General features: G+C 71.1%; 12 protein-coding genes. 4 read left to right on the plus strand and 8 right to left on the minus strand.

Annotated elements, in window-relative coordinates:
- Positions 1 to 12 precede the first annotated feature (12 nt).
- The 5 genes from JK356_RS04420 to JK356_RS22305 all read right to left on the minus strand — a co-directional run bounded on the left by JK356_RS04420 (position 13) and on the right by JK356_RS22305 (position 6,403).
- The gene (locus JK356_RS04420; protein ID WP_201866197.1) at positions 13 to 816 is read right to left on the minus strand and encodes an enoyl-CoA hydratase/isomerase; all 804 of its coding nucleotides are present in this window, start codon (positions 814 to 816) and stop codon (positions 13 to 15) included.
- A gap of 15 nt (positions 817 to 831) precedes the next feature.
- On the minus strand, positions 832 to 3,192 hold the full coding sequence (fabD, locus tag JK356_RS04425; RefSeq protein ID WP_201866198.1) for an ACP S-malonyltransferase: 2,361 nt from the start codon (positions 3,190 to 3,192) through the stop codon (positions 832 to 834).
- Positions 3,193 to 3,307: 115 nt separating this feature from the next.
- The gene (locus JK356_RS04430; protein ID WP_201866199.1) at positions 3,308 to 4,591 is read right to left on the minus strand and encodes a beta-ketoacyl synthase N-terminal-like domain-containing protein; all 1,284 of its coding nucleotides are present in this window, start codon (positions 4,589 to 4,591) and stop codon (positions 3,308 to 3,310) included.
- A gap of 124 nt (positions 4,592 to 4,715) precedes the next feature.
- Positions 4,716 to 5,717, minus strand: coding sequence for an acyltransferase domain-containing protein (locus JK356_RS04435; protein ID WP_201866200.1), 1,002 nt, complete (start codon positions 5,715 to 5,717; stop codon positions 4,716 to 4,718).
- On the minus strand, positions 5,714 to 6,403 hold the full coding sequence (locus tag JK356_RS22305; protein WP_201866201.1) for a 4'-phosphopantetheinyl transferase superfamily protein: 690 nt from the start codon (positions 6,401 to 6,403) through the stop codon (positions 5,714 to 5,716). Before JK356_RS22305 ends, JK356_RS04435 begins: the two co-directional genes overlap by 4 nt.
- 539 nt (positions 6,404 to 6,942) lie before the next feature.
- On the opposite strand from JK356_RS22305, the gene JK356_RS04445 reads away from it, so the two are divergent.
- The gene (locus JK356_RS04445; RefSeq protein WP_201866202.1) at positions 6,943 to 7,620 is read left to right on the plus strand and encodes an MBL fold metallo-hydrolase; all 678 of its coding nucleotides are present in this window, start codon (positions 6,943 to 6,945) and stop codon (positions 7,618 to 7,620) included.
- On the opposite strand, the gene JK356_RS04450 is transcribed toward JK356_RS04445, so the two are convergent.
- Positions 7,613 to 8,077 (minus strand): hypothetical protein, encoded by a 465-nt coding sequence (locus JK356_RS04450; protein ID WP_201866203.1) that lies wholly within the window; start codon positions 8,075 to 8,077, stop codon positions 7,613 to 7,615. The genes JK356_RS04445 and JK356_RS04450 overlap by 8 nt on opposite strands.
- 310 nt (positions 8,078 to 8,387) lie before the next feature.
- Entirely contained in the window at positions 8,388 to 9,794 is a 1,407-nt protein-coding gene (locus tag JK356_RS04455; protein ID WP_201866204.1) for a sulfatase-like hydrolase/transferase, read from the minus strand.
- 248 nt (positions 9,795 to 10,042) lie between these two features.
- Here JK356_RS04455 and JK356_RS04460 point away from each other — a divergent pair, with 248 nt between their 5' ends.
- Both JK356_RS04460 and JK356_RS04465 read left to right on the plus strand, forming a co-directional pair.
- Complete coding sequence (locus JK356_RS04460; protein WP_307815400.1) at positions 10,043 to 11,047, plus strand: alpha/beta hydrolase-fold protein; 1,005 nt, start codon at positions 10,043 to 10,045, stop codon at positions 11,045 to 11,047.
- A gap of 149 nt (positions 11,048 to 11,196) precedes the next feature.
- Positions 11,197 to 11,712, plus strand: a complete 516-nt coding sequence (locus JK356_RS04465; RefSeq protein WP_201866206.1) for a hypothetical protein — start codon at positions 11,197 to 11,199, stop codon at positions 11,710 to 11,712.
- Between the two features lie 27 nt (positions 11,713 to 11,739).
- On the opposite strand, the gene JK356_RS04470 is transcribed toward JK356_RS04465, so the two are convergent.
- Positions 11,740 to 12,810 carry a Gfo/Idh/MocA family protein gene (locus JK356_RS04470; RefSeq protein ID WP_201866207.1) on the minus strand — a complete coding sequence of 357 codons (1,071 nt, stop codon included), beginning with the start codon at positions 12,808 to 12,810 and terminating at the stop codon, positions 11,740 to 11,742.
- A 305-nt stretch (positions 12,811 to 13,115) separates the two neighbouring features.
- Between JK356_RS04470 and JK356_RS04475 the strand changes: the two genes are divergently transcribed.
- A complete protein-coding gene (locus tag JK356_RS04475; RefSeq protein WP_201866208.1) occupies positions 13,116 to 14,603 on the plus strand; it encodes an FAD-binding oxidoreductase in 1,488 nt (495 codons plus the stop codon).
- Positions 14,604 to 14,631: the final 28 nt, after the last annotated feature.

A 14,631-nucleotide genomic window follows, 5' to 3' on the forward strand; every position in this document is an offset into this window, starting at 1 on the left:
ATGGCTCACTGGTCAGGGGGTCGTGGTGCTCGGTGACGCCTCCACGGCTTCCCACGGATAGATGCCGTGTTCGACGAAACGGGCGATCCGGTCGCGGTTGACGTCGCTGGAGAAGATCTCCAGGTTGGCGGCGATGGCCGCCTCCCGCTGCTCCGCGAGCGGCTGGAGGCGGGAGGTCATGAAGCGCTTGTACCGCTCGATGCCGTCCTTGGGCAGCTTGCTCAGCCGGCTGAGGTGCTGGGAGAGCAGCGGTCCGCCGCGCTCGGCGCAGGCGTCGACGAGGCCCCACTCCGCCGCCTGGGAGGCGGCCACGGGCTTCGTCAGCAGCGTCAGGTAGTGGGCGCGCTGGTAGCCGGTGCGCCGGATGAGGAACGGCATGACCATCGCCGGGTACAGCCCGAACAGCAGCTCGGAAAGGCTGAACGTGGCGCTGTTCTCGGCGAGGACGATGTCGCTGGCCGCGACGAAGCCGACGCCCCCGGCGTTGGTCTTGCCGCGCACGTGGGCGATGGTCACGAACGGGCCGGTGGCCATGCGCAGCCACAGGTCATACAGCGGCGAGGGGTCGTACTCGGCGCCGCCGCCCGCGCCGGGGCCGAAGGCCGCGAGGTCGGCGCCGTAGCAGAACACCTCGGGCGAGCCCTCGAAGACGACCAGCGTGTGGTGCCGCTCGCAGAGGTCGAGCACCTGGTGGCACTCGCGGATCATCGCGTCGTTGATGGTGTTGCGGTGCTCCGGGCGGTCGAACCGCACGCGGCACAGCGGGCCGTCGCGCCGGACCCGCAGCGTTTGGTACTCCATCGTCTCGCCGTCCATGCGTCTTACGCCCCGTCAGTTCGTGCCCACGCGGTCGAGCTTGGCCTGGAGCAGTTCTGCCGCTCCGGTCATCACGCGGCGGTTGATGTCGGCGACGCGGCGGTTGCGCCAGTCCTCCAGCTCGGTGCCCTTGACCCACTGGTTGAACGCGCCGAGCGACGGCCCGCAGTGGACCTGGAAGTCGACGCGGCCCTCGTCGGCACCGCTGAGCGCCTGGCGCGTGGCGTAGTCGAAGTACCAGCGGAACACCAGCGCCATCTTGTGCTTGGGGTCCTTCTCGGCCTTCTCGATGTCGGCGGCCGGGCGGCTGGCGCGGACCTCGGCGTAGACGTCGGCGAACGACCGCTTGAAGTAGCGGGTCTGGAGCTGTTCGGCGGTGGCCGCGTCGATGTCGTCGAGCGAGCTGTGCCGCTTGTACAGCTCGTACAGCTTGTTGGCGCGGGCCGGGAACAGCACGCCCTTCTTCAGGACCTGGACGCGCGCGCCGTACTCGAACAGGTCACCGGCGGGGGCGTAGCCGGTGTCCTGGATGTTGATGCCCGCGAGCAGGTCCTTGACCAGGTCGCTGGTGCCGGCCTCGACGGTGCACTGGTTGATGGAACCGGTCATCACGAAGTCGACGCCCATCACCAGGCTCGCGGCGACGGCGGCGGGCGTGCCGATGCCGCCCGCGGCGCCGAGGCGGATCCGGCGCGGGTACTGGTGGCGGGCCATCATGTCGTCGCGCAGCCGGGTCATGGCGGGGATGAGGCTGAACGCGACGCCCTGGTCGGTGTGGCCGCCGGAGTCGGCCTCGCAGCACAGGTCGTCGGCGACGGGCAGCTCGCGGGCCAGCTCGGCCTCGGCGGCGCTGATCTTGCCCTCGGCGAGCAGCTTGTCGACGACGCGGGCGGGCGCGGGGCTGAGGAAGGCGGTGGCGACCTCGGGACGGGAGACCTTGGCGATGATCCGGTTGGCGGGCACCACGTGGCCGTCGGCGTTCCGGGTCAGGCCCGTCAGGCGGTAGCGGACGAGGGCCGGGGTCATCGTGATGAACGCCGAGGCCTCGACGGTGCGCACGCCGTGGCGCAGGTAGATGTCGACGATCCGCTCCTCGCGCTCAGGCGAGGCGGGGTCGTAGAGCAGGTCGGCGCCGAACGGCTCGCCCGCGGTGAGCTGCTGGGTGAGGTAGCGGACGTCGGACTCGACGCGGTCGGGGCTCAGGCCGCCGGTGCCGAGGAAGGCGAGCATGCCCTCGCGGGCAGCAGCGACGACGAGTTCCTTCGAGGCGACGCCGTGGTACATGCCGCCGATGAGGCAGGCGTAGCGGATGCCGTAGTCGCGCTTGAAGCTGGCGCTGCCGAGGTCCGCCGCGGTGATGGTGCCGTGGCCGCTGGCGGCGCCGGGCCGGGCCTGCGGCTGGGGTTCCGGCTGAGGCTCTGGCTGGGGCGTCGCGGCCTGGGGCGCGGCTTCCGGCTGGGCGGCCTCGGGCCGGGGCGCGGGAACGACCGGGTCGGTCTCCTCCTCGCTGTCGGGGACGACCAGCGGTTCGGCCTCACGCTTGATGGTGCGCACCAGGCTGGTGAGCACGCGCCCGGGCCCGACCTGCGTCATCTCCTCGACGCCCTTGCCCATGAGGTAGCGCACCGTCTCGCTCCACTTGACGGCGGAGGAGATCTGCGCGACAAGGGTGTCCTTGACCTCCGTGGGCCGGTACGGGCGCGCGGTGACGTTGGCTATCACGGGTATGGCCGGCGGGCGCACCTCGAACTGGTCGAGGAACCCGGCAAACTCCCGCTCGGCGTCGGCCATGTAGCGGGAGTGGAAGGCGCCGCTGACCTGGAGCATCGCGTAGCGGCAGGACTTGTTGCGGGTGAAGACCTCCTCCGCCTTCTCAATGTCCTCGCGGCGGCCGGAGATGACGGTCTGGGAGGGGGCGTTGAGGTTGGCGACGTCGATGGCGTCGAAGCCGCTGGAGCGGAGCAGCTCACGGATCTCCTTTTCCGGCATGCCCAGCACGGCCGCCATGCCGCCGCCCTTGGCCTGGCCCATCAGCTCGCCGCGCTTCTTCACCAGCCGCAGCCCGGTGCCGAAGTCGAACGCCTCGGCGGCCAGGAGGGCGTTGTACTCGCCGAGGCTGTGCCCGGCGACGTAGTCCGGGGTGGCACCGCCGCTGCGCAGGAGGCTGTAGTAGCTGAGTGCGTTGACGACGTAGAGGGCGGGCTGCGTGTACTGCGTGAAGTTCAGCTGCCCGTCGGGGTCTTCGAGGCAGAGCCGGCGGATGGAATACCCGAGGATGTCGTCGGCTTCCTCGACCAGGTCCTTGAAGTCGTCAAAGAGATCTTTTCCCATGCCAAGCTGCTGGGACCCCTGACCCGGGAAAAGATACGCTACCACGATGTCAATCCTCTCAACGTTGTGAACACCGCTGGTGCCACGCGGTGTTCTTTACTGGGGGAGCCGGAATCTCTGGATGCCGTACAGGGGCGACGGGGTAAACGGGCGGTGACGATCAGCGCCCCGGCCGGACGGGTGTCCGGTCGTCGGCGCTTTGCAGCAGCAGCGTGGTATTGATCCCTCCAAAACCGAATGAGTTATTGAGTGCGAAGCGGAGCGGGGCGGCGGTGAGCTGCCCGGGGGCGAAGCGCAGCGCTCCGCTGACCGGGCGGGTCAGGTTGCGGTTGGGGTGGACGTAGCCGCCCCGCAGCTGGAGCACGCAGGCGATCGCCTCGACCAGCCCGGCCGCGCCGAGGCAGTGGCCCGTCAGCGACTTCGTGGCGTTCACCCAGGCGGTCTTCGCGGCGGGCCCGAGCACGGCGGCCAGCGCGGCGGCCTCGGTCTCGTCGCCCAGCGGCGTGGCGGTGGCGTGGGCGCTGACCAGGCTGACGGCGGCGGGGTCCACGCCGGCCCGGGCGAGCGCCTCCCGCATCACGTATTCCTCGCCCTCCTGCGACGGCTGCGTGAGGTGGTGCCCGTCGAGCGCGGTGACGCCCTCGGCGACGCGCGCGAGCGGCCTGGCGCCCCGGGCCCGCGCGGACGCCTCGGACTCCAGGACCACGGCGCCGGCGCCCTCGCCGAAGACGAAGCCGTCGTGGGCCTGGTCGAAGGGGCGGCAGCAGGTGCCGGCGGTGGCGTCGTCACGCTTGCCGCCGAGCGCGCCGAGCTGAGCGAAGGCCCGCAGTTCGACGGCGGACAGTTCCTGCATTCCGGCGACGACGACGCAGACGTCGGCATTGCCTTCGCGAATGAGGCGCATTCCCTGGATGAGGCCGATGTTCCCGGATGCGGACGCGCCTCCGGCGGTCATTCCTTCGCCCTTGATTTCCAGGGCTTCGCTGACCGTTCCCAGCAGATCGCTGTCCCACATCTGGTGCGCGTACCGCGGCGAGACGTAGGACGGTTCCTTCCGGTATTTCTCCCCCATCGCGAAGGCGAGTTCCTGGGAGATGTTGTTTCCGGCGGCGACCAGTGCGACGCGGCGGCGGTCCGCGACCGCGCCGAGGCCCGCCCGCTCGTGTGCCTCGGCCGCCGCGAGCAGCGAGGCCGCGATGGTGCGGCTGGCGCGGCGGCCCAGGGACGCCAGGCGGGTGTTCAGCGGGCCGCCCGCGGCGCGGCGCTCGGCGAGCAGGTCGCGCGGCTCACGGGCGAGGCGGGCGCCGAAGCCGAGTGCGCGCGGCGCGCCGGGGGCGGGCTCGGTGAAGCCGAAGCCGTGGCGTCCGGCGCGCAGCGCGGCGTCGAACGTCTCCACGTCGTGCGCCACGGCGCACTGGATCCCCATGCCCGTGATCGTCACCATCGGCGGTCCCCTCTTCGGTCAGGTTCCGTGACCCGTCGTTCGGCTGCGTGCGGCGTGCGTGTGGTGTGCGTGTGGTGTGCGTGTGGTGTGCGTGCGCTGGTGGTGGGGTGGCTGTTGTCCGCTGTTATCCGCCGCGCGTCACCAGACCCTCGGTGAGGCGTTTGATGTTCTGCGCCTCGGCGTGGAAGGGGGTGATGACCGGGTAGATCACGGCCTTCGGCAGGCTCGCGCGCAGGATGGCGGCGAGCGACGAGGAGGGCGACAGGTCCACGTACCGGTGCCCGGCGTGTCCCGGCACGGCCATCACCGTCTCGGTAAAGCGGATCGGGCCGCGGATGACCTCCCAGCACGCCTCGGGCGACACGGTGGTGAGCGGCGCGGCGGTGCGGGAGGAGTAGACGCGCGGGCCGTCCTCGGGAACAGCGAAGCGCATCCGCTGGATCAGTCCGCCCCGGGCGTGGAAGGCGGAGGCCATGGCCTCGACGGCCGGGGAGTGGAAGGCGTAGTCGACCGGGAGGTCCTGGTACAGCAGGTGGTGCGCGTCCATAGCCCGGCGGGCGCGTGCCAGACCGGCGGCGTCGGCGCTGATGATGAAGTGCTGGGCGTTGTTGACAGAGGCGATGGTGATGTCGGACCGGGGGCGCACGGCCTCCCGGAACCGATCGATTTCAGCCAGCACGGCGACCATTCCGCCGGGTGGCATTTCCCTGACCACGCAGGCGGAAAGTTCGCTGAGAAAGCCGAGCACGTCCTCGGGCGGCAGATAACCGGCGACGGCGACTGCTATGAACTCGCCGAGGCTGCTGCCGATGAGAATGTCGGGGGTGATTCCCCGGTGCGCCAGGGACGCCGCGAGCGAATACTCGATCATGAACAGACCGAGATTGGTCATCACCAGGTCGTCGCAGCGGTCACCGAAGTCGCGCGACGGGTCGTAGAGGTACTCCAGGACCGAACGGCCGCAGCGTTCGGCGGCGAGCCGGTCCAGGCGGCGGATCGTCGAGCCGAAGACCTCGTCGCCCTCCAGCAGGGTCCGGGCCATGCCGAAGTACTGCGTTCCCTGGCCGCCGAGCAGGAATACGGTCCTGCCCTCGTCCGCAGCAGCGGGGAATGAGTCGTGAGTCATGGCATGCTCCCCTGTGCTGCGGTGGCGCGCGGCGCGCCGGCGGCGGTCATCGTGATCTGGCGGGGCCGGGCGACGCTCAGCACAAGATTTCCGATGACCTCGGCGGTCGCCAGAAAATGCGGGAACTGACGGAAGGTGATGTGCCAACTGCCGTCGGCCGTTTTCAGGTTGGCGACCGCGAGCAGTTCCAGGGGCACGGTGAAGCCGGTGCCCAGTGCCTTGGAAAGTGCCTCCCTGGCCGTCCACATCACCAGCGGCAGCAGGCCCCGGTTTCCGGGCGTACTGGCCTCTAGCGCTCTTTCCTCGGGGGTGAGCTGGTCGCGGGCGGCGGCGGCCGTCTGGGCGTCGACGCGCTCCAGGTCTATTCCCATCGGACAGGCGCGGGGATAGACCAGCGCCATGACCGTGCCGCCGGTGTGCGTCAGGGACACATCCAGCCCCGGATTTCCCGGAAAACGCAGTATCGGCTGGTGGAACACGCCCTTGGTGACGTCGATATCGCGGTACGGCACCGGCAGGTTGACGGCGGTGCGGACAGCAGATTTGACGGCGTATCGGGAAAAGACGAACTCGCACCGCCGCTCCGGGGTGACCAGCCGCGCCAGCTGGGCGCGCTCCCCCGCGCTGAGCAGGGCTTCCAGGCCCGGTGCCCCCTCCGCAGCAAAGGCGGGCGAGGGGGCGTCCACCCGCGTCCTGACGCAGTCACCAGCCTGCTCAGGCCCCGCCGTGCCACCGGCCGTCATAAGGCGGTAGGTGACGGAAACAGCGGGCGGCACGAGCCCCGCGAGACCGGTTGCCGGGTCCGTGACCGGACGCTCCGCGGTTCGACTCATGACGGCACACAGCCGAAAGACGAAGGCAGTGCGTAAAAGCGATTCCTGTGCCGCGGACGACGCCCGGTCACGAGCGCGCACGCGTATTCGTGGTCCCCGTTTATCATAGTGCTACTGCAAGTTTGGCGTATTTTACGCACGATGTCCCGCTGAGAGTACTGAGACCGTGCTGGAGTGTCAAGGCGTGTGAACTGATGTGAAGTTGCGCGGTTGTGTTGTTTTCTTTTTCTGCACACGGCTGTTACACCCGGGGCGGAGCGACGAGCGCCCGGGACCGCGTTTGCGGTGACGGCGCACGTCGGCGAGACTGCGCCACGGCAGTCCCGGCGGCAGAGGGCGGTGGTGCGGCCACCCGGGCCGGGGGTGCACCGGTTACCGTGACCAGGGAGAGCATGATGCGCGGCTACAAGATTTTCCCGCTGCGGCTGCGCAACGACTGGTTCATCAACGTGAGTTACCTGGTCGTCGACGGCGCCAGCGGCCAGGCCGTGCTGATCGACCCGGCGTGGCAGCCGGACCGGATACGCCAGGCCGTCCGGAATACCGGATGCCGGGTCACCGGAATTCTGCTGACCCACGCGCACGCCGATCACACCGATCTGGCAGGCGAGTTGAGCGAGGAGTATCGCGTCCCCGCTTACATGAGCCGTGTCGAGATCGACCACTACGACTTCTCCTGCGCTCGCCTTGTTCCGCTGCACGACCGTCAGACCCTGGAGGTCGGCGGAACCACCATTACTGGCTTGCTGACTCCCGGCCACACTGCCGGAAGCATGTGTTTCTCCCTGCCCGGCGCGCTGTTCACCGGGGATACCGTGTTCATCGAGGGGTGCGGGCTGTGCAACGGCCCCGGCGGTTCGCCCGTGGACATGTTCCACAGCATCCAGCGGATCAAGCGCGAGATACCGGGCACCACGAAGATCTATCCCGGGCACCGTTACGGCAGGCGTCCAGGCGCGGAGCTTCGTGAACTCCTGATGAACAACGTTTATTTCACAATAGATTCGGCCGAGGAGTTCGTCGCCTTCAGAACCCGCGAGAACCAGTCCGGCCTGTTTGACTTCAGATAGGCTGGGGATCCACGCTCACGAACTTCGGGTTGAAGTACTCCGAGACGTGCACCCGCCAGCCCGAGCGCCCCTGTATCACATACTCCTTATGGGCGCAGGGAATGTCTTTCGCCAGCGGCCACCAGTCGCATCCGGCGAACAGGATCTCCCGCCGCAGCGCCTCGTTTTTGTCGACGAGATGCTGCCCGATCGGAACTCCGGGCGGCGGGATGACATCGGCCGCGGCATACGCGGGGAAGTGGACCCGGTTGATGCTCACAACCTCGTGACCTGCGGAGATGAGCCTGGACTGGCGGCGCCCGACCAGCTCGTCCTCCGCCAGCCCGAGGGTTTTGAAAAGCCCGCTTTCTGCCTCATGAGCCGGGACAGTGGGCAGTTCCTGCTTCTCCACGGCGAGCGGACCACCAATTATCTCTTCCAGCAGAGTCGTGGTGAGCCCGTCGGTGCGCAGCAGCATGCGGGTGGACAGCGGCAGCCTACTTCGTGGTACAGCTATGGACGCATCCATGGAAACAGCCCATTCCCCTCGACAGTCTGTTTTCCAGCACGGTGCAGCACCCGGACGAGCCCCCTCCTGGGCTCGCTCAGGCTTTCGATAATCCCCCGCAGGGGCTCCTCACCTTACACCGGATCATCGCACCACAGAGCGGGGCGACTGTTTCAGTTGTGTTCCGGCATCGTCTCGATAACGGTCTGGGCAGCTCCTATCCGCACACAAAAACGACTTCACAGCCCATTACACGTGAAGAAATAGCGAAAAATTGGCGTCAATCACGTGAACGGACACGTGGCTGGTGGCCGAAACGGACCCCTGTCAGGGGGAGTGCGCGCACGGCCGGGTCAACCCGCCGCTGCGGCCTGACCGCCGGGGCCGCCGGCTCCACCGCCGCGATCGGCTCCCCCGCCTCGGCCGCGCGCCGCAGCAGCCGCTGCCGCAGGTCATCGGCGACGTCGCGGTGGGACGCCAGCCCGATCAGGTTATCCAGCTCGTACGGGTCGTTGGCGAGGTCGTACAGCGCCGTCTCCACGTACCGTTCGGCGCCCGCGTCCGCCCACGCGTCCGCCCCCGGCGCCGTCACGTAGTACTTCCAGCGGCCGGTGCGGATCACGCGGCCCACCTCCGACTCGCTGACCTGGCAGTACACCTCGTCGGGCCACGGTGCGTCAGGACGCGTCACCAGCGGCAGGAAGGACCGCCCGTCCATGTCCCCGGGTACCTCGATGCCCGCGGCGTCCAGCAGCGTCGGCGGCAGGTCCAGCGTGCTGACGGGCCGGTCGATGACCCGGCCGCCGTCAAACCCGGGGCCGCACAGCGCCAGCGGCACCCGCAGCGAACCGTCGTGGCAGGAGCGCTTGTACTCGTCGTTGCGGGTGCGGAAGTGGTTGCCGTGGTCGGAGGTGAAGGCCACGATCGTGTTGCTGCGCAGGTCCATGGAGCGCAGCGCGTCGAAGAGCCTGCCGAGCCCCTCGTCCACGCGGCGGATCTGCCCCAGGTAGCCGCTCATGTGACGGTGCGCCGTGCCGCCGTGCGCCGACAGCGTGGCGAGGTCCGGCGGCATCCACCGGCCCTGGTACCGCTCCGCGTAGCCCTCGGGCGCCGGGTAGGTGTCGACCTCGTTCTGATGGTGCGGCTCCATCAGCGACAGAAACAGGAAGAACGGCTCGGCGTGGTGGTCAGCGGCGAACCGGATCGCCGCGTCGAACAGCGCGTCAGAGCGGTAGCCCGGCAGCAGCACGGGCTGGCCGTCCTCGTCGTACAGCACCGTGCGGTAGGCGTCCGAGGTGAACTCCAGGATGTTGGCGGCCAGCCAGTGCTGGTACCCGCCGCGCTCCCCGGCCGGCACCGGTTCGGCGCTGGCGAGGTGCCACTTGCCGAGGTAGCCGGTGACGTAGCCGGCGTCGCCGAAGCAGTGGGCCAGCGTGCGGCGGTCCGGCGGCAGCGCCAGGGAGTTGCGGTACACGCCGGCCGCCGTCGGGTAACGGCCGGTCTGGAGCGCCGCCCGCGCCGGGGCGCAGACCGGCTGCGGCGTGACGGCCTGGGTGACGTGCGTGCCGCGGCGCGCCATGCGGTCGTAGTGCGGTGTCAGGTCCAGGGGGTTGCCGTGCACGCCCGTGGTGTCCCAGCGCTGCTGGTCGGTGAGGACGACGATGACGTTCGGGCGCCGTTCCGGCATGGCGTGTCCTTTCACTCCCGTTCGCGGCCGCCGCGGCCGGCGTGCCGCCGCGGCGGATGGTGCGGCCCCCACCCTTACCAGCCGGCACCGCCGGTGTGCTTCTCCGCCGGTCCGCGCCGCGTACTCCCCGCGATGCAGTAGCGGTCTCCCCGGCGCGGATGCTGGGCCGGGCGGCCGCTGGTGCACTGGGCCATGACCGGTCTCCGCGACGAGACCCGAAGAGAGGATGCAGTCCGGTGTATGGAGAGGTGACGACGGCCCTGGCGGCCGTGGCACTGGCGGCGGCCCCCGGCACGGTGGTGCCCGCCGCGGCGGCGGAGCCCGCCGTCCAGGTGGTGGACGAGCAGCAGGTGACCGACCGGATCGTGGACCTGACGCTGGCCTCCCCCGCCCTCGGCGGCGAGGGCCGGGTCCGGCTGCTGACGCCCGACGGCTGGGAGGACCGGGAGGACGGCGAGACCTGGCCGGTGCTGTACCTGCTGCCGGACGGTCTCGGCGACGAGCGGGTGTGGGTCGAGGACTACGCGATCGAGGAGTGGCCCGAACTGCGGGACGTGCTGGTGGTGATGCCCGGCATGCCGCTGTACGGCTTCTACAGCGACTGGTGGAACCACGGCGACGGCGGCCCGCCCGCCGTCGCCGCGTTCCATCTCCAGGAGGTCATGCCGGTGCTGGAGGAGGAGTACGGCGCGGGCGGCCTGCGGGCCGCGGCGGGCCAGTCCCAGGGCGGCTTCGGCGCGCTGTCCTACGCGGCCCGCAACCCCGGCATGTTCCGGGCGGTAGCCAGCTACAGCGGCTACGTCCACCCGCACCAGCACCCCCGCACGGTCGAAGCGGGCATGACGTACCTGGGCCTGGACTGGCTGGCGCTGTGGGGCGACCCGGTCGGGCAGCGGCACCTGTGGGAGGCGAACGACCCGTACTACCTGGCCGAAGGGCTGCGCGGCGTCCCCGTGTACCTCTCCTCCGGCGACGGGCGGCTCGGCCCGCTCGACCCGCCCGGCACCGGGCCCGACGAGGAGATCCCGGGCCTGGAAGACCCCGCGGACCCGTTCCCCGAGGACGTGTACTCGCCCACGGAAATGCTCATGATGGAGGAGAGCCAGACGCTCGCCGGGCGGCTGCGGGAGGCCGGCGCCAAGGTGACGACCCACTTCTACCCGGGCACGCACTCCCCGCCGTACTGGGAGCGGGAGCTGCGCGCCTCGCTCCCGGCGCTGCTGGCCGCGCTCGGCGAAACGGGCCGGTTTTGACACAGCCGCCTTCTCATAAGATTCTCAGCATCTCCTCACTCCCGCCTCATCGCGGGCCGCCATAATGACGGCCGTCCGCGACCGAGGTAGTGCACAAGGCAACGTTCACCAGGGACGTTCACCAGGGACGTACGCGAGGGAAAGAAGCGATGGCGTCTGCCGCTGAGAGGGCACTGGGAAAGCTGCTGAGCAAGCACCGGACGGACAACAGACGGCGCGGCCGGATGGCCGTGCGGGAGCTGCTGCTGGGCGGGCTGGTGACCGCCGCCGCCGTCATCGCCTTCCTGGCGGGGCTGCCCCTGGCCGCCGCGGCCCCCGTCCTCGTGCTCGGCGTGCTGGAGCTGTGGCGCGGCGCCGCGCGGGCCCTCGACCACCGGCGGCTGGGCGCGGAGCTGTACGCCGTGCGCGAGCGCGGGTTCATCCACCGCCGCGCCGGCAAGGCCCGGGCCGTCCGGTGGGAGCAGCTCGCGTCGGTGCGGCCCGTCGGGAGCGGCGGCCGGGCGCTGCTGCGGCTGTTCGGCCGCGACGTGACCTGCGTGATCCGGCTCGACGACGGCGAGTCCCTGCGGCTGACCCGCTTCACCCACGACGCGGACGGGCTGGCCGAGGCCCTCGCCGCCCGCGCCGGCACGCGGGACGGCGCCCGCGACCTCACCCCCGCCTGACGCGGCCGGGACCGCGGCGGCGCCCCGTCAGCCCGGCGCCGTCACCACGCCCGCGACGTTCGGCACCGGCACCGGGCGGGACCCCTCGGCCAGCGACACCGCCCCGGCCGTGCCGGTCAGCGAGGCCGCCACGGCCGGCCGCACCGGCACCAGCGGCGGGGCACCGTCCTCCACCGTGGCGCGGAACCCCTCGATCACCCGGGCCGTGCCCTCCGCGTGCCGCTCGACCGGCTCCCCGGCGAAGATGAACGGCGGCGGCACCCGCTCCTCCTCGCGGACCCGCCCGTCCGGCGTCGCCCACGCCTCCGCCCGCAGCCGCACCGACCAGGCCCGCTCGCCGGGGGCGCGCAGCGACTCGGCCAGCGCCCGGGTGCCGCGCACCGACAGCCAGCTCCAGTGGCTGTCCGGCTCGCCCTGCAGAAAGCCGTGGCGGGTCAGGGCCAGCGCCCCGCTGGAGAGCCGCACGGCCATCACGACCGCCGAGCGCGGATCGGCCTCGTCCACGACGTGCGCCGCCACCGTCACCGGCCAGGCGCCGGTCAGCGCCAGCACGGGCGAGAGGGTGTGCGTGCAGTAGGCCGTGGGCGCGATCCGGCTGCGCCAGTGGTCCGGGCCGCCCAGCAGCTCGGCGACGCCGTCGGGCGGCAGGCCGTGCAGGTAGTCGGCCTCGACGAGGCTGATCCGGCCCAGCTCACCGGCCTCCACGGCCTGGCGCAGCAGCAGCGTGTGCGGGTGGCACACGTAGTTCTCGGCGAACGAGTAGCTGGCGGCGGACCGTTCGGCCGCCGCGATGAGCGCGCGCCCCTCCTCCTCGGTGACGCAGGCGGCGCACTCGGACAGCACGTGGACGCCCCGGTCGAGAAACGCGATGGCCAGCGGGGCGTGGGCGTCGAAGTCGTTGGCCAGGATCACGCCGTCGAGATCCTGGTGCAGCAGCTCCTCCCAGCGGGAGCACAGCACCGCCCCCGGCAGCCGCTCCCGCGCGGACCGCCGTCGCTCCGCGTCCGTGTCGCAGGCCGCCACCACCTCGATCCCCGCCCGCAGGCACAGCTCCGCCAGATACAGGCCCCTGACCAGCCCGACTACTCCGACACGCATGCCCCGCATCTTCCTCACTGCTGCTCACCGGGACCACCCGTTTTCCGCGGGGCACCTCGCGGGCAGCGCGGCGGGGGGCATCGCGCGCGGTCCGGCACGCGGCCGGGACAGCCCGGCCGCCACGGCCGCTTCTCTTTCCCCTCGCCGGCCCGTCACACGCGCTGCCCGCGTGCGCGGTTGCCCGGCCCGCTGGCCAGTACGCCCGCCATTCCGTATGCATCCCTGATGGCGAAGAAAATCCGCTCCGCTCCGCTTTAGGCTCGGCGCGACGCCGATGCGGCCGCGAGCGCCCTGGGGAGGCAACCGTGAGAATCGAGCCGGGAGATCCCCGGTACAGCACGCTGGTGCGGGGCTACAACCAGCGGTTCCGGGCGGCGCCCGGGGCCGTGCACCTGGTCCGCACCACGCAGGAGGCCGTCGCGGCGGTGGAGGAGGCGCTGCGCGGCGGCAAACGGCTGTCCGTGCGCAGCGGCGGGCACTGCTACGCGGACCTCGTCTACCACCGCGACACCGAACTCATCGTGGACCTGTCGCTGATGACCAACGTCACCTACGACCCGCGCCGCCGGGCGTTCATGGCGGAGGCCGGGGCGCGGCTGACGGACGTGTACGCCACGCTGCACCGCGGCTGGGGCGTGCTGCTGCCGGGCGGGGTGTGCCCGCACATCGGGCTGGGCGGTCACCTCACTGGCGGCGGATACGGCTACCACAGCCGCCGGTACGGGGTGGCGGCCGATCACGTCGAGGCGGTCGAGGTCGTCGTCGCCGACCAGGGCGACCGGGCGCGCGCGGTGATCGCCTCGCGCGGTTCGCACGGCACGCTCCACGACCTGTGGTGGGCGGTGTGCGGCGGTGGCGGCGGCACGTTCGGCATCGTGACCCGGTTCTGGCTCCGCGCGCCGTGGGCCGAGGGCGGCGACCCGCTGCGGCAGCTGCCGCCCGCGCCGCAGGAGGTCCTCATCAGCATGTCGCAGCGGTCCTGGGAGGGGCTGTCGCAGGCGGAGTTCACCAGGCTGCTGCGCAACTTCGGCCGCTGGTGTGAACGGCACGTGGCGGCCGGCCCGCCGCAGGACGCCCTGTCGGCGACGCTGGTCACTCCGCACCGCTCCTCCGGCGCCCTCCGGCTGATCGCGGTGATCGACGCGGGCGTGCCGGGCGCGCGGGCGGCGCTGGACCGGCTCGCCGCCGAGGTCGGCGCGGGCACGGCCCTGGTGACCGCGCCCCACCGGCGGCTGCCGTGGGCGCAGGCGGAGCGGCTGCTGTCGGCCACGGACCCGGAGACGATGGTGACCGCGGCGAAACGGGTGGCGGTCAAGTCCGGCTACCACCGGGCGGCGTTCACCGAGGAGCAGGGCGCGGCGGCGTACCGGCACCTGACGCGGGAGGACTACGGCAACCCGCTGGCGCGGGTGCTGTACTTCGCCGCGGGCTCGCGGCTCAACGCGGTGCCGCGCGACACCATCGCCTATGTGCACCGCGATTCGTCTTTCGCCGCCCAGTACGAGGTGTTCTGGACCCAGCCGCAGGAGGACTCGCTGCACCTGAACTGGCTGCGCGGCCTGTACGGCGAGGTGTACGCGGCCACCGGCGGCTATCCCGTGCCGGACGGGCGGACCGGCGGCTGCTACATCAACTCGCCCGACCCGGACATCCTCGATCCGCGGTACAACGCCTCAAAAGTGCCCTGGCAGGCGTTCTACTGGCGGGAGAACTACCCCCGCCTCCAGCGTGCCAAGGCCCGCTGGGACCCGGACGACGTCTTCCGCCACGCCCTGTCGGTGCGCCTGCCCTGACAGGGGCGCGCCCCCGGGGAGGGGAGGC

The organism is Streptomyces sp. 7-21 (assembly GCF_016741785.1).
GTDB lineage: Bacteria > Actinomycetota > Actinomycetes > Streptomycetales > Streptomycetaceae > Streptomyces.